Source organism: Lachnospiraceae bacterium, from assembly GCA_025758065.1.
Taxonomy (GTDB): Bacteria; Bacillota; Clostridia; order Lachnospirales; family Lachnospiraceae; genus Enterocloster.
This window is the reverse complement of sequence record CP107199.1, coordinates 1,816,574-1,831,522: the sequence shown is the minus strand read 5'-3', so window position 1 is coordinate 1,831,522 and position 14,949 is coordinate 1,816,574. Positions and strand designations below refer to the sequence as shown.

Below are 14,949 nucleotides of genomic sequence, written 5' to 3'. Positions count from 1 at the left end.
CCCAGCCGGGCCTATGAATATTCCTGGCATCCAGTGATAAATTTAAGCGTTTTCTCATCACATTAATTTGCTTTCTCCACAGAAATAATGGTTCCTGTAAACGCATCCACTTCGCTGAGCTCTCCCGTATAGGTTACCGTTACCTCATCTCCTTCTTTAACATCTGATAAGCCTTCCGGTGCGGTATCGAATGTCATTGCATAGATACCCTTATCGCTCTCGATCGTGAACATAAAATCCTTGATCTCCTCAATCTTTCCTGTCACAGATTCCGTTTTTTCCTCTGTTTTCTGCGATTCAGACTGAATTGTCTCGCTCTGGGTAGTTTCTGCCTGGGTCGTTTCCGCCTGGGTAGGCGCTGCTGTGGTTGTATCAGCCTTGGCACCGCATCCAGCAGCCAAAGCCGCGGTCATCATCAAAACTGCAATAAGATTTCTTTTTTTCATAATAAAGCCTCCAAACTAAATAATATTTGATTTTTTTAATTACACTAATTAGACGTATTGAAACCCTGAAAAGTTTCAAAAGCTCTAAAAATTTTTCATTAATTTTTTTAATGGCTATCTGACGTATGAATAAGGTCGTAAAATCGCAATGTCATTAACTTAAAAGCAGAAGATATTTATTCCTAAAAGGATTAGATATCTCCTGCTTTTTTTGATATGCTTATATTGTAAAAAGAAGCCATGAACCTGCTCAAAAAAGGATGTGATTATACATGAAACATTCTCAGAAACGTACATTCATGGATATAGAAAAAATGAGTTCTGATGAATTTAAGGCATTTTGCCGATCAGGTAATAAAAATCATTTTACCAGAATTCGAAAAATGCCTCTTCAGGATCTTCTTTTCACAATGATAAACAGAAAGGGGCTGACGTTGGCATTGGAACTGAGAAATTATATGAAACTTGCTCATCCTGGTGTGTCTATTTCAAAACCAGGATATCTGAAACAGCGTATGAAACTTAATCCAGATGCTTTTTTAGAATTATATAAATATCATAACCGTAACTTTTATGCAGATTCCATCTTTTCAACTTACAAAGATCATTTAATATTAGCCGCTGACGGCTCAGATATTAATATTCCTACCACTGCTGAAACACTGAAACTGTACGGTTCTGCAAGCCGAAAAAATACAAAGCCCCAAGCTCAAATAGGATTAGGCTGTATTTATGATGTAATGAATCGTATGATACTGGAGAGTGACTGTAATAAGGTGAAATTTAATGAAATGCGCCTGGCCAAAAAACAGATGGAGCGAATACCGGAAACAATAGGCAACATTCCCTACATTATTATCATGGACAGAGGCTATCCTTCTACGCCAGCGTTTATACATATGATGGATAAGGATATTAAATTTATCGTACGTTTAAAAAGCAGTGATTACAAAAAAGAGCAAAGCAGTTTAGCAGAAAATGACCAGCTAGTTAAAATAAAACTTGATAAGTCAAGGATCAGACACTACGAGGGGACACCGGATGGAGAACGTATGAAAGAACTCGGTGAAATTTCATTGCGTATGGTAAAAATCCTATTAGAAAACGGAAGTTTAGAAGTTTTAGCTACAAATCTTCCACAAACTGAATTTCATACAGAAGAAATCAAAGAATTATATCATATGAGGTGGGGAATAGAGACTGCGTATGAAACACTAAAGAGTCGGTTGCAGTTAGAAAATTTTACAGGTACAAAACCCATTCTGTTATTACAAGATATATACAGCACTATATATCTGAGCAATTTAGCCGAAGATATCATATTAGACACAGAGCGTGAACTGGATCAGAAAGAAGCAAACAGAAAACATAAAATGATGATCAATCAGATTGTCAGTATTGGAATCTTAAAAAATGATCTGATTTATATACTTCTTGAAACGGATGATCAAAAGAGAAATATATTATTTCAGCAAATATACGAAGATATCAGTAAGAATCTTGTTCCTATTCGTCCTGATCGGCATTATATCAGAACGAATGGGCGGTTAGCAGGAAAATATTCGAATACCCATAAAAGAGCGTACTGAGCTGAAAAATACGCATATAGAGAAGGGGGATACGTATGCTCATATAAAAAACAAAAAGCAGGAATCATAGTTTTATAAAGGCTTACGATTTCTGCTTTTTGCTAAAGTTAATGACATTGCGTAAAATCGTCGGGTAGTGTAAAATAGTTTGTGTTTTTGGTAAAAAATAACTCCTTTTTGGTAAGAATTCAGATATGACAATTCTTATCGAAAAGGAGTATTTTTTATGGCAGTTGCAAAAGAACAAATTCGACAGATCATCTCAGAAAACAACATTAATAGCGTTGCAGATATATACACGCTTCTGAAAGACAGTTTCAAGGATATCCTGCAGGAGCTGATGGAGGCAGAACTGGATGCAACTCTTGGCTGCGAGAAAAACCATAAGGGAGATCTACAGACAGACAATAAAAGAAATGGTCATTCTACAAAAAACTTAAAGAGTCAATACGGTGAATTTCAAATCGACGTACCAAGAGACCGTAACGGTGAGTTTGAACCAAAACTCATCCCTAAATACCAGAGAGATATTTCCGGGATTGAGGAAAAAGTGATATCTTTATATGCCCGTGGTATGAGTACACGTGACATCCACGACCAGCTCCAGGATCTTTATGGAATTGAGCTATCAGCTGAAATGGTCAGCAAGATCACAGACAAAATACTTCCTCAGGTTAAGGAATGGCAGTCCCGTCCTCTGAACCCGGTTTATCCGTTTGTCTTTATGGACTGTATTCATTATAAAGTACGTGAGGATGGCAGAATCCTGAGTCGTGCTGCGTATGTAGTTCTTGGCGTTACAGTGGAGGGATACAAAGATATCCTCAGCATCACAGTAGGCGCAAATGAAACCAGCAAATTCTGGCTTGGGATGCTTAATGATCTTAAGAACCGCGGAGTAAAAGATGTCCTTTTCTTCTGCGTGGATGGTCTTCCGGGTTTTAAAGAAGCTATTCAGGCAGTTTATCCGCAGGCAGAGATCCAGAGATGTGTGATCCATATGCTACGCAATTCTTTCAAATATGTAAATTATAATGATCTGAAAAAGTTTTCCTCGGATTTCAAAGAAGTGTACAATGCTCCGAACGAAACAGCCGCTTTAACAGAGCTGGAAAACATGAAAGAAAAATGGGGGAAGAAATATCCGTACGCGATCAGTAACTGGGAAAATAATTGGGAAGATGTAAGTTCCTTTTTTCAGTTTTCTAATGATATCAGACGCATTATGTACACGACAAATATCATAGAAGGATTGAACCGCCAGTATCGGAAAGTCACGAAAACGAAAAGCGTATTCCCAAGCGATTCTGCATTGGAAAAGATGCTGTATCTTGCCAGCGAGAACGTAGTCAAAAAGTGGACGCAGAGATACCGGAACTGGGATCAGGTATTGAATCAGCTGATAGTCCTTTACGGAGAACGGCTTACTGCTTATCTGTAAGAGAAAAGAAAAGCAGGAATGGGGAAGCTCTTTTAAGCCCCTTATTCCTGCTCTCTGTCTATTCCTTCGGCATTTATAATATTGCCAGAAATTTCCGATCCTATTCCAGAGGTCGGGTGTGGGCAGAGCCCACAAAAGGCAATAATCATGATGCCTTACTTGTCATGCAAAAAAATCGAAAATGATGTATATAATTTTCCTACATGGCAATACTGTAAGTACAAAGATATATTCGACAGCCGCATAATCATTAATTCGACAGCAAAATTTTACATATCTATTTCTTATCAGAAAGATTTACTTTCCATAGACAAAAGAATTTTTACACCCTCTGAAAAAGCACTAAATCCGTCAAAAGTTCAACGGGTTCAATGCTTTTCTTGTGTTCAGTGAAGTTTTTTAGAATTAGAGTGGCAAATGGGTGGCAAACCGCCCTTTTCCACACTTCAAAAAGCCTTGGAAATGCTTATTTTATGCGGGTTAAACTGCAAATTGTTTCCACATGCTCCGTAGCCGGAAACATATCAAATCCTACTGCTTCCTTCGCCTTATACCCCAGCTTCTTCATATAAGCCAGATCTCTTGCCAATGTCTCTGGGTTGCAGGAAACATAAACTACTTTTTTCGCTCCCATCTTTGCAATGGAATCCATGAACTCTTCGGTACTTCCGCTTCTCGGGGGATCCATGATGACTACGTCGGCTTTTTCACCAGCCTCTGCCATATTGACCAGGAAACGGCCGGCATCATTGCAGAAGAAACGGATATTGGATATCTGGTTCATTTTGGCGTTGTTGATGGCATCCCGGACTGCATCCTGGTTTAATTCCACGCCAATCACATTTTGGGCCTTTTTGCTTGCAATAATACCAATAGTTCCTATACCACAATACGCATCCACAACCGTCTCTTTTCCAGTCAGTCCAGCCAGCTCCAGAGCCTTTGTATACAATTTCTCCGTCTGGACCGGATTTACCTGATAGAAAGAACGGGAAGAAATACGGAAGCTACAGCCGCACAGCGTATCCACAATATATCCTTTTCCATACAGCACATGCTCCTTTTCCCCCAGTACCATGCTGGTTCCCCGTCCATTGATATTCTGGACAATGGTGGTGATCTCCGGATGTTTCTCTCTTAATGCCTTTACGAAATTATTCTTTGACGGAAATACAGGGGAAGCTGTTACCAGTACCACCATGATCTCCCCACTTTCAAAGCCTCTGCGGATCAGCACATGGCGCAGCAAGCCATAACCAGTATCTTCATCAAATGTACGGATCTTAAAGGACTTTAACATACCGCGAATAGTGCCAATGATCTCATCTGCCTTCTGGTCCTCGATCATGCACTTCTCCACAGGTACTACATTATGGGTATTTTCCTGATAAATACCGGAAATAATATTGCCCCTTCTATCCCTATCAAATACAGCATGAACTTTGTTTCTATAATAAAACGGATCTTCCATTCCTATCATGTCTTTTACAGGACAGATTCCCTTCAACAATGTTTCCAGACGCTTTCTTTTCGTCTTTAACTGCTCTGCATAAGGCATATCCAGCATCTGACATCCGCCACACTGACGCATAACAGGACACATGCTCTTTTTAGCGTTCTTCTTTCCCTTTTCCACGTTCTGGCCAGACTGCTGTTTCAGAACCGGCTTTCCAAACTTTGCCGCCTTCTGTTTCTGCTCTGACCTTTGCTTCTGCTCTGTTCTCTGCTTCTGCTCTGACCTTTGCTTCTGCTCTGGCTTTACCCCTTTCACAGCTCTGCTTTCCGGTCTTTTATTTTCCCTTTTGGGGCTTCCCTGTTTTTTTCCTTCCTGTACTCGTTTTCCCTGTATTCTATTTTCCTGGGATCTATTCCCTTGAACTTTCTTTTCCTGTTTTTTCTTTCCCTGCACGTTTTTTTCCTGCATTTTTACACCTTTTTTATTCATATCCTATCGACAATTTATTTCTTCGCTCTTATAATCGTACTTATTAACATCCAAACATCCTAAAACAACGAGGTGACATTTATGAGCGAAACATCCACATCACAAGATCCTGTTTCTTACTATATTGACCATACTATATACACTGGCCGCCCGGCAGATACTACCAGCCGTCTTCCAAAGGAGATACGCACCTATGACCTGTTAGACTCCCTTGGAATCGCCTATGCCCGTGCAGACCATGACACACTTCCCACTATGGAAGCATGCCAGGAAGTAGGTAATCTTTTAGGCATTGAAATCTGCAAAAACCTGTTTCTTCGCAATACCCAGAAAACTGCCTTCTATCTGCTGATCCTTCCAGGCCGCAAAAAGTTCAAAACAGCCGCTCTCTCCAAGCAGATCGGCAGCGCCCGCCTTTCCTTTGCCGAACCGGAATTTATGGAACAGTACCTTAACATCACTCCCGGTTCTGTCAGTGTTCTCGGTCTGATGAACGATCCAGAAAACAAAGTCCGGCTGCTCATAGACAAAGATATCCTAAAGAATCATCCTTACTTCGGATGTCATCCATGCATCAACACCTCCAGCCTGAAATTCCGCACAGAAGACCTGTTAAACAAGATCCTCCCTGCTATCCACCATGACTATACCATGGTAGATCTTCCATACGCAGAATAATCCAGCAAACTTAGCAGATACATCTTTAATGCATTCCCAACCTGCACAGATACCTGAAGCTGGCCGCAATGGTCCCTTAAATCGGGGCCGTTGCCTTTCTTAACCACTCTTTCTCCTGGTCATCCATATATGGACTGATCTTCTCAAACACATCTTTGTGATATGCGTTAAAAAGAGCAATATCTCTCTCTGTCATCAGCTCCTTCACTACCGCATCCTTATCAACCGGTACAAAGGTAAGAAACTCAAACTTCATAAACTGGCCATACTGGTTCTTCTCATCCTTTACGCAAAGGATCAGGTTCTCTGTACGGATACCATGGCTTCCTTCAATATAAAGTCCCGGTTCATCAGAAGTGATCATTCCAGCTTCCAGAACACCATTATCATGTCGCTCCGGCACCATACGGAAGCGGATACCATTTGGTCTTTCATGAACATTTAACAGATAGCCCACGCCATGACCAGTTCCATGGTCAAAATTCAGTCCTCTGCTCCAAAATGGCTCTCTTGCCACATAATCAAGGCTTAAGCCTCTGCACCCATATAAAAATTTCACTTCTTTTAATCGCAGCATGCTTATAAGGACCAGAGTAAAATGCTCTTTTTCTTCCTCTGTCAGCTCTCCTAACGCAATGGTACGGGTAATATCTGTCGTTCCCTCATAATACTGGCCACCGGAATCTACCAGATAAAATCCATGATCTTCCAGTACCGTATCACTTTCCTTTGTTGCAGAATAGTGACACATAGCCGCATTCGCCCCATAAGCAGAGATCGTAGCAAAGCTTGGCTCAATATAGCCTTCCTGCTCCTTCCTGAATTCCTCTAACTTATCCTGGACACCCAGCTCTGTAAGACGTTCTTTTCCAATATGGTGCTTTAACCAGTAGATAAAACGGGTAACAGCTACACCGTCCTTAATATGAGCCCTCTTCTCATTTTCAATCTCAACCGCATTCTTCACTGCTTTCGCATCAGAAGTGGGATTCATCTTATCAACCAGTTCATTCTTATCCTTTAGCACGTTATACAACGCATAATTGATATGCTGCTTCTCCATAAGAATCTTATGTCCGGTAATATCTGTTGCCATTTTATAAATATCATCATAAGGCAGTATTTCTGTTCCTAAATTTTTCAGGTATTTAACCATATCTATATCATGATAATTATCCATATATGGATATGCTTCTCCGTGAAGCACTTTTTCATTTACAAACAGATACAATTTATCCTCTGTTACGATCACGTAGGAAAGCACTACCGGATTATAAGCAATATCATTTCCCCTGATATTTAACAGCCATGCAATATCATCCAGCGATGTCAGGACATACATATCCGTATGTTCCTTCTTCATTTTTGCACGAAGCTCTTTTAATTTTTCTTCTGCTGTCTTTCCTGCATATTTCTCATGTAATGCCCATGCCGGCTCCATGGACAGCGCCGGACGGTCTTCCCAGATCTCACCCACCAGATCATCACTGCAAAGGATCCTTGCATTCTTTTCTTTCAGGCGCTTTTCCAGATCAATGCCGGTCAATGCATTGACTACTCTTCCGTCAAAACCCAGACAGCCATTTTCCGGCACTTCTGCTTCCAGATATCCGGCTACAGAAGGCACGCCTTCCTGCCCCATTTTCATCATTTTTACAGAAGTTCCCTGAAGCTGTACTGCCGCCTGGACAAAATATCTTCCATCTACCCACAGGCATGCTTCCTTCATGGTCACTACTGCAATTCCCGCAGAACCGGTAAAACCTGTCAGGAACTGTCTGCATTTAAAATGATCTCCCACATATTCAGACTCATGAAAATCAGCAGTAGGCACCATATAGGCATCCATGCCACGTTCCTTCATCTTTGTTCTGAGCAATTCTAATTTCTGATCCACGGTCATTTTTTCCGCTGATCCGCCATTCATTGTATTCATATTCTATCTCCTTCTCCTGTACTCACATGGCTGCATATTTTCATCTATATCCATCCAAAGTGTCTGCATGCCTTCCATACTCCATCCCGGGCAATATCATCTGTCACATAATCAGCCGCATCTTTCAGCTTCTGGACTGAATTTCCCATGGCAATCCCGGTTCCTGCTGCCTGAACAATCTCATAATCATTCATGCTGTCTCCAAATGCCACCGTCTGGCTTATATCCATTCCATAGTATTCACATAAACGTACCAGTCCATTTGCCTTGGATGCTTGTATTTCTATAATATCTGCCCCTAACCGGCTGGAAAATAATGGAAATTTAAGTTCCGGAAAATGTGCCTCCAGATCAGACACCGGACCAGCTTCTCCAATATAAGCTAACGTGCGTACCGGCAGTTCCAGCATTTTCCAGGGATCCTGAAAATCACGCATGCTCTCTCCCCAGCGGATCTTGTCGATCCGTTCTACCTCTGCCGGATTCACAAAGTAATCCTTATCATCGATCGTCAGCCCCACGGCAATTTCCCTTTCTTCCCCATAGGAAAGCAGGCGTTTTAAAAGCTCTTTATCCATAAAATGCTCATACAGCAGTTCATCCCCGGCAACCACACGGGTTCCATTCATATGGATCACTGCATCTGGCCTTATCTGTTCTTTGTAGCCCACACTGACCATTCCATCCATATTTCTGCCGCTGGCGATGACGATAATACTGTCTTTTCGCAGCATCTCCACCGCTTCTATGGCACTGTCCGGTATCTTCCATGTAGCCTGATCTAAAAGTGTCATATCCAGATCAAAACTTACGATCCTTTTCTTATCTGTTTTGCTGCCTGTCTTTTTATTGATCATCTGAAAAACTCCTCATTGCGGTATACATTAAAAAACGTAACTGTTCAGAGCCAACCTCCAAAATGCTACGCATTTCGTCGGTGTGGCGTATCCGCCAAATAAAATTTCAAAAACAGTTTTAAAAATGCAAGCATTTTATACCTGTTTTTTGAAATTTTGCTTGGCTCTGAACAGTTACAAAAAAACAAAATCGGGGCTTTTCAAACAGCCTCTTTTCTGTTATACTATAATAGTTATGAACATCGGAGTATGGCGTAGCTTGGTAGCGCGCTCGGCTGGGGGCCGAGAGGTCGCAGGTTCAAATCCTGTTACTCCGATTTTCTTTTTTTATTAAGGGTTTTTGATGATTTTAGTCATCAGAAGCTCTTATTTTTTTGATCACCGTTCCAGATGATACCGAATTGCTGTATGCTTTGCACTTCCGCAATTCTAAAAACATCCCTAATCCGCTTATTTTTCTTTAAATACTGGCTTCTTACTCATGTTTTTAGCAGGTCCCAAGTCCAAAAATCCTCCTGCTGGCAAGCCTGTTCCGGATTTCCACTCTTTTGCCCCTGGCATCATCATATAGATTCTATCGAAAAAATATTAAATTATCAATATTTTTCACCTGCAAATCCAAAAACTTCTTAAATGTTTTCTCGGAATCTTTCTGTACCTGATTTTGCGAAAAGATTTTTTGTCAGCCGCAAAGGCAGGTGCATGAAAGACTCCGAGAGAACCTATAACATAAAAGGAGTGAGCATACCATTTCATATACTCACTCCCAAATCCTGTCTTACTTATTTGTACCTTTTATTCCTCAACGCTCTCATTTCTATGCTCCATATTCCTGAACAAATGGGTACAGATCAGGATCGCTACCACAATAGACAGATAGTCTGCTGCAGGCTGTGCATAGATAACGCCTTCCAGTCCAAACATATGATTTAAAATAAAGATCAGCGGGATAAAGATCAATCCCTGACGACAGACAGTCAGGACCAGCGACGGGATCGCTTTTCCCATTCCCTGGATCGTATTGATACACAGGAACAAGATCCCCAAAAACGGTGCTGACAGCTGCAATGCAATGACCATCTGGATACCATAGGCAATAACCTGGGCATCATTGATAAATACCTGTACCAGTGTTTTTCTTGCTGCCATCATAAGCAGTGTCAGGATCGTTCCCATGACCACAGACACAATACCTGTAAATTTAAATACCTGCATCAGACGTTTCTTATTTCCTGCGCCATAATTATATCCGATCAGCGGCTGGATACCTACGCAAAGCCCGATCTGTAATAACACTACCAGCATATTCGATTTCATGGCAACGCCCATTGCCGCTACCGGCGTATCTCCATATCCTACTAATGCCTGATTCAGGACAATGTTTGCAAAACTCATTAAAATATTATTTAAGGAAGCAGGAATACCAATTGCTACAACTCCCCTTGCGATTCCTCCGCCTATCTTAAAATACTTTAAACTAATGGTCAAAGTAGACTTTTTCCTAAGAAAATACTGCAGATAAAACAGGCATGCTGCAATATTTCCAATGATCGTAGCCAATGCTGCGCCTGTTACTCCCCAGCCTAACATCAGGATCATAACCGGATCCAGCACAATATTTACAATAGTTCCAAGCAGGTTTCCCACCATAGACTCTCTGGCCGCGCCTTCTCCTCTTAAGATATTGGCAAATGCAGTGGAAAACAGGATCGTTGGCGCACCAATGGAAATGATCAGCAGATATTTTCTGGCAAAACCAATGGTATTTTCACTGGCTCCGATCAGTCTCAAAATCACTTCCATCCCAAGTACAGAAAAAATTGCCACGATCACGCCCAGTCCCAGTGCACCATAGCAGCAGAATGAACTGATATGCCAGGCACGCTCCTTATGCTTTTCTCCCAGTGCCCTGGAAATAGCCGAACTTCCACCGATGCCAAACAGGTTTCCAAGTGCCATAAAAATCATAAATACCGGTGTTGCTAAAGATACAGCAGCAACCTGCAGCGGATCCTGGGTCTGACCAATAAAAAAGGTATCTGCCATGTTATAAATGACAACTACCAGCATAGATATCATGGTAGGAACAGCCATAGTAGCCACTGCTTTAGGTACCGGAACTTTTTCAAACAGATCCGTATTGGTTTTCATTCATTTCTCCTTTCTTTTTCCCACATTTTCTCCATTGTATGCTTTTTACATTTTGTCTTATTTTTAACGTATTTAAGCCATTTTTCATAAGCATTCTGCCATTGTGAACTACATCGGCAATTGAATTACCGAGCATCTGATTACGAAGCATAGCTCCGTAGTTCCAGAGGTGCGTCCATGACACCCTTACTGCTACCCAGATGGGTTACACAGCTACTTTTATTATTTTTGTACTGCTCAGCCCGGTTACGGGCATATCAATTTCTTTGCCGGATACGGCATGATATTTTCTCAAAATGTTATAAGCTCCTACTGCATCTGCATTGTAGATCACGGTATCTACAATGTAGATGCCACGTTTTTTTCGATTCCTTTTCTCTGCATAAATGCACGATACTTCTTCTGACTGTGGCGGACATTGACTGGAATAACTTTCTTCCTGTCTTATCAGGCGAATCCCTTTCATTTTAAACTTATACTCTAACTGCATATAGATACGGGCATATGGCAGACTGTGAATCTTCTGGTTGTTTTTCCTTCCCAGGTTTTTCTCTTTACGAATCCCCTTTATATCTCCAATTACAACCGTATGAATATCATTCTTTACACAATAGTTCGTGATATATCGTGTCATCTTATGAATATAATCTTTGATACAGTCATTTTTCTTTCGATAGAGTTTCTGCAGATGCTTAGATGTTTTCAGATCCTCCATTTCCCTTGCAGCCTGGATCCGGCCCCATTGTGACTGGACTCTCGCGATTTCCTTGTTATAAAAATAAGAAAGAGAAAGATATTCCCTTCCAATAATAAAAGTTTTCCCTACATTATCATAACAAGTCATAAGATTATGCAAGCCCAGATCAATCGACAGATAATGTCCATTATCCTCTTCTGGCAAAACATCTTCCACCTCATAAATAACAAGGATCCTGCTGGTTCCGTCATTTGCCGGAGGATATATTTTTATCTGTTTTATGATATCCATGTTTGAAAAAACAGGATTTTTCAAATAAAGGTATGCAGCACGAATATCATAGGTATGAGCCATATACTCCTTCAGCTTTTTCGGTAAAGAAAGTCTTACATTGAAAGAGCCTTTTTCATGTTGAATGCCATTTTGCATATACGTAATCGGCATTTTATCTTTCTTATATCTTGGTGTTCCCGGATTCTCGATACCTCCACTTTCTTTTAACTGGTAAAAGGATTTCCATGACTTGTCCAAAAGCTTGCAGATTTCCTGTGCAGTCTGTGACGGGAGTGATTTGAACCACAGATCATCTTTATGTTTTGATTTCTGATAATACCAGTCAGGATATTTCTCCAATCCCAGATTTTTGTAGTTGTTTCTCTCATAATTGCAAACATTCCAAAGCTTGTAAGCCGCATAACACATGTGTCCTACAATATTTGCATCATTTTTATTTAATACAATGGTTGTTTCATGTGTTAACAGCATATTTTCCCTCCTTCTAGTAAGATTTGCTCTGATGCTCGATATAGCGTCGGATATTTTCTTCCGACACCGAACCGATTGTTTCTACATAATATGAGTGATTCCAAAGCTGACCTTTCCAAAGTTTCTGACGGATTGCCGGATATTTTTCAAAGAATTTTCTTCCTGTAATTCCTTTTAAATACTTTACAATATCAGTCACTGACAGTTTCGGCGGTGCAGACACAAAGCAATGAATATGATCACCTTCACCAACTTCAAAAAGATGAACCGTAAAACCTTTATCGGATGCTATTTTCTGAACCAGTTCTTTTAGATAAGTTTCAATCTCTGCTGATAAAATTTTCCTGCGATATTTCACTGACCATACCACATGGTAATTAATATTATATACACAAGTTCTTGAATGTATTAAATTCTCTTTCATACACATAGTATACTGTTATATGGAAAGAAACGCAAGTAAAATCGAACATATTTTCGATTTTACTTGCGTTTCAGACGCTTTCATCTCGGCAATTGAATAACCGAGGATTCTCGCTTATTATCCTAAACATAATATACGCATTTGTCAACTGTTATTTTCATTGCTATTAAACTGTTATTTTTCATTACTATTAAACCGCAATTCCCATTGCTCTACCACTAACCTTGCTGTATAATAGGTTTATAACACGAAATGGAGAATGACTATGTTAGTTTCAACAAAAGGGCGTTACGCACTGCGTATTATGATCGACCTGGCAGAGCACTAGAAAGACGGATATACTCCGCTTAAGGAAACAGCCGCACGCCAGGGGATCTCTGAAAAATATCTGGAAGGGATCATTAAAATTCTTGTAAAAGATAAAATGCTTGCCGGAGTCCGCGGAAAAGGCGGCGGATACAAACTTACCAAAACCCCTGACCAGTATACTGTAGGAAGCATCCTGCGTCTGACAGAAGGCTCACTTGCACCTGTATCTTGCCTGGAATCCCCTGAAGCAGTTTCCTGTGACCGGATAGACAGCTGCCGCACTCTTCCCATGTGGAGAGGACTGGACGAACTGATCAACAATTATCTGGACAATATCACTCTCGCCGACCTGGTCCAGCCAGATGAACAATGGAGCAATTATGTGATCTGATAAATCCAAAAAATCTTCAAATGCGCTATTGGTGCATTTTACTATGAAAGTCCCGGACGGCAGCCGCGAATGAGCCATGCTTGCATGAGCGAATTCACGGGTATCGGACGGGCAAGCCGGTATGAGCAAGGAGCGCGATAGCGCGGATTGCGAATGCTGGCGACGATTGCGGGAGCACCAAAGGTGCGGAGCAATCGGCTTTCATGAATGGTGATGCCTGCGTCAGCAGGCATGTCCATTTAGATATCCATGTCAAAACAAGCGCCTGCTATACTATCATGCAGACGCTTGTTTGTTTTATTTCTATTTGTTTGATCCCATTTATTTGATCTTTATTTGATTTCTGGTTGTTTTATTCTTACTTATAAAGTGACAGTCCATCAAATAAAATAACCGGATCATCCCATTCATTATCCTTGATCAGGGATACTTCTACACGGATCTGCTTCTGTCCGGATACATCCACACCAAAATATACATTCTTTTCATTATGATGAATATCCTGTGACGTATACAATACCTGATCTTCATCACCATAAACAGTTATTCTTGCCATATTTGCACTGTCAAACTGTGAAGACGGTCCAAATACACCGGATAACAGCCTGTATTCACCGTTTGTATTGCACTGAACATAGCTGCCTTTACCTTTTAAGCGGATCGCATTGCCCCAACGTGTACCAGCTGCTGTCTTGCCGGAAGAAATAATGGTATAGCCCTTCTTTGAAATTCCTTCCAGATTCTGTACCAGATAACCAGTTTCCAGGTCCATAGTATTCGCTGGCTCTGTATCTCCTTCATTTGGAACCCACACGCCATCTGCTCCAATGGTCCTGCCATCGATCACTGTGTTTACAGCCATAGCACCATTTGGATACAGGAAATACCATTTTCCATCTGTATCCTTAAACCAGCCAGTCTGCATCACACCTGTCTGATCCATGTAATACCACTGATTATTGACCTGCTGCCAGCCGGTCTTCATAATACCGTCGTTGCCAATATAATAATATTTTCCATTATCTTTGATCCACTCATTATATGCAAACTTGTTGGTACCTCTCTGGTATTTCCACTGGTCATTTACATATTTCCATGTTCCCGCATAAGCAGGAACTGTTAAAGCCACACTTAATGCCAGCGCTGCCGCTGCAACCGAAAAACGTCTTCTCATTTCCCATTCTCCTTTCATCTGCAGGCTTTGTTTTTATTCATATCCTGCACTGTCTTAACCGCTCATACTGTCTGTTTTTGTACGCTTTATTATAATTCATCTTTCATTTTTATGCAACATCAGTGGCTGTCTGTTCACAAAATATC

Annotated in this window: 11 protein-coding genes, 1 tRNA gene and 1 pseudogene; 5 read left to right on the top strand and 8 right to left on the bottom strand. The window is 40.9% G+C overall.

Going from position 1 to position 14,949, the window contains the following annotated elements; translation table 11 throughout:
- Positions 1-62: 62 nt before the first annotated feature.
- Complete coding sequence (locus tag OGM16_08600) at positions 63-446, bottom strand: DUF1344 domain-containing protein (GenBank protein ID UYJ48259.1); 384 nt, start codon at positions 444-446, stop codon at positions 63-65.
- Between the two features lie 272 nt (positions 447-718).
- Between OGM16_08600 and OGM16_08595 the strand changes: the two genes are divergently transcribed.
- Both OGM16_08595 and OGM16_08590 read left to right on the top strand, forming a co-directional pair.
- Complete coding sequence (locus OGM16_08595) at positions 719-2,035, top strand: IS4 family transposase (protein UYJ48258.1); 1,317 nt, start codon at positions 719-721, stop codon at positions 2,033-2,035.
- Positions 2,036-2,261: 226 nt separating this feature from the next.
- On the top strand, positions 2,262-3,476 hold the full coding sequence (locus OGM16_08590; GenBank protein ID UYJ48257.1) for an IS256 family transposase: 1,215 nt from the start codon (positions 2,262-2,264) through the stop codon (positions 3,474-3,476).
- A 466-nt stretch (positions 3,477-3,942) separates the two neighbouring features.
- Here OGM16_08590 and rlmD read toward each other — a convergent pair whose 3' ends face one another.
- Complete coding sequence (rlmD, locus tag OGM16_08585) at positions 3,943-5,400, bottom strand: 23S rRNA (uracil(1939)-C(5))-methyltransferase RlmD (GenBank protein UYJ48256.1); 1,458 nt, start codon at positions 5,398-5,400, stop codon at positions 3,943-3,945.
- 93 nt (positions 5,401-5,493) lie between these two features.
- Here rlmD and OGM16_08580 point away from each other — a divergent pair, with 93 nt between their 5' ends.
- Positions 5,494-6,099: a prolyl-tRNA synthetase associated domain-containing protein gene (locus OGM16_08580; GenBank protein UYJ48255.1), complete on the top strand. Its 606-nt coding sequence runs from the start codon at positions 5,494-5,496 to the stop codon at positions 6,097-6,099.
- A gap of 76 nt (positions 6,100-6,175) precedes the next feature.
- Here the strand turns inward: OGM16_08580 and OGM16_08575 are convergent, their stop codons facing one another.
- Complete coding sequence (locus tag OGM16_08575; GenBank protein ID UYJ48415.1) at positions 6,176-8,026, bottom strand: aminopeptidase P family protein; 1,851 nt, start codon at positions 8,024-8,026, stop codon at positions 6,176-6,178.
- Positions 8,027-8,079: 53 nt separating this feature from the next.
- Positions 8,080-8,892, bottom strand: coding sequence for an HAD family hydrolase (locus OGM16_08570; GenBank protein UYJ48254.1), 813 nt, complete (start codon positions 8,890-8,892; stop codon positions 8,080-8,082).
- Positions 8,893-9,135: 243 nt separating this feature from the next.
- Here OGM16_08570 and OGM16_08565 point away from each other — a divergent pair.
- Positions 9,136-9,209 (top strand) — tRNA-Pro (locus OGM16_08565).
- A 478-nt stretch (positions 9,210-9,687) separates the two neighbouring features.
- Here the strand turns inward: OGM16_08565 and OGM16_08560 are convergent.
- From OGM16_08560 to tnpA, 3 genes are all read right to left on the bottom strand, one after another.
- Positions 9,688-11,043, bottom strand: coding sequence for an MATE family efflux transporter (locus tag OGM16_08560; GenBank protein ID UYJ48253.1), 1,356 nt, complete (start codon positions 11,041-11,043; stop codon positions 9,688-9,690).
- Between the two features lie 205 nt (positions 11,044-11,248).
- Positions 11,249-12,505, bottom strand: coding sequence for a transposase (locus tag OGM16_08555; protein UYJ48252.1), 1,257 nt, complete (start codon positions 12,503-12,505; stop codon positions 11,249-11,251).
- Between the two features lie 13 nt (positions 12,506-12,518).
- Positions 12,519-12,935, bottom strand: a complete 417-nt coding sequence (tnpA, locus tag OGM16_08550; protein ID UYJ48251.1) for an IS200/IS605 family transposase — start codon at positions 12,933-12,935, stop codon at positions 12,519-12,521.
- A 259-nt stretch (positions 12,936-13,194) separates the two neighbouring features.
- On the opposite strand from tnpA, the pseudogene OGM16_08545 reads away from it, so the two are divergent.
- Positions 13,195-13,629: pseudogene (locus OGM16_08545) on the top strand (Rrf2 family transcriptional regulator).
- Positions 13,630-13,987: 358 nt separating this feature from the next.
- Here OGM16_08545 and OGM16_08540 read toward each other — a convergent pair.
- Entirely contained in the window at positions 13,988-14,803 is an 816-nt protein-coding gene (locus tag OGM16_08540; protein ID UYJ48250.1) for an NPCBM/NEW2 domain-containing protein, read from the bottom strand.
- Positions 14,804-14,949 lie beyond the last annotated feature (146 nt).

Bases quoted from the DNA above. Each gene is read 5' to 3' on its own strand.
- OGM16_08600 (UYJ48259.1), bottom strand. From the start codon at position 446: ATGAAAAAAAGAAATCTTATTGCAGTTTTGATGATGACCGCGGCTTTG.
- OGM16_08595 (UYJ48258.1), top strand. From the start codon at position 719: ATGAAACATTCTCAGAAACGTACATTCATGGATATAGAAAAAATGAGT.
- OGM16_08590 (UYJ48257.1), top strand. From the start codon at position 2,262: ATGGCAGTTGCAAAAGAACAAATTCGACAGATCATCTCAGAAAACAAC.
- rlmD (UYJ48256.1), bottom strand. From the start codon at position 5,400: ATGCAGGAAAAAAACGTGCAGGGAAAGAAAAAACAGGAAAAGAAAGTT.
- OGM16_08575 (UYJ48415.1), bottom strand. From the start codon at position 8,026: ATGAATGGCGGATCAGCGGAAAAAATGACCGTGGATCAGAAATTAGAA.
- OGM16_08570 (UYJ48254.1), bottom strand. From the start codon at position 8,892: ATGATCAATAAAAAGACAGGCAGCAAAACAGATAAGAAAAGGATCGTA.
- OGM16_08560 (UYJ48253.1), bottom strand. From the start codon at position 11,043: ATGAAAACCAATACGGATCTGTTTGAAAAAGTTCCGGTACCTAAAGCA.
- OGM16_08555 (UYJ48252.1), bottom strand. From the start codon at position 12,505: ATGCTGTTAACACATGAAACAACCATTGTATTAAATAAAAATGATGCA.
- tnpA (UYJ48251.1), bottom strand. From the start codon at position 12,935: ATGTGTATGAAAGAGAATTTAATACATTCAAGAACTTGTGTATATAAT.
- OGM16_08540 (UYJ48250.1), bottom strand. From the start codon at position 14,803: ATGAGAAGACGTTTTTCGGTTGCAGCGGCAGCGCTGGCATTAAGTGTG.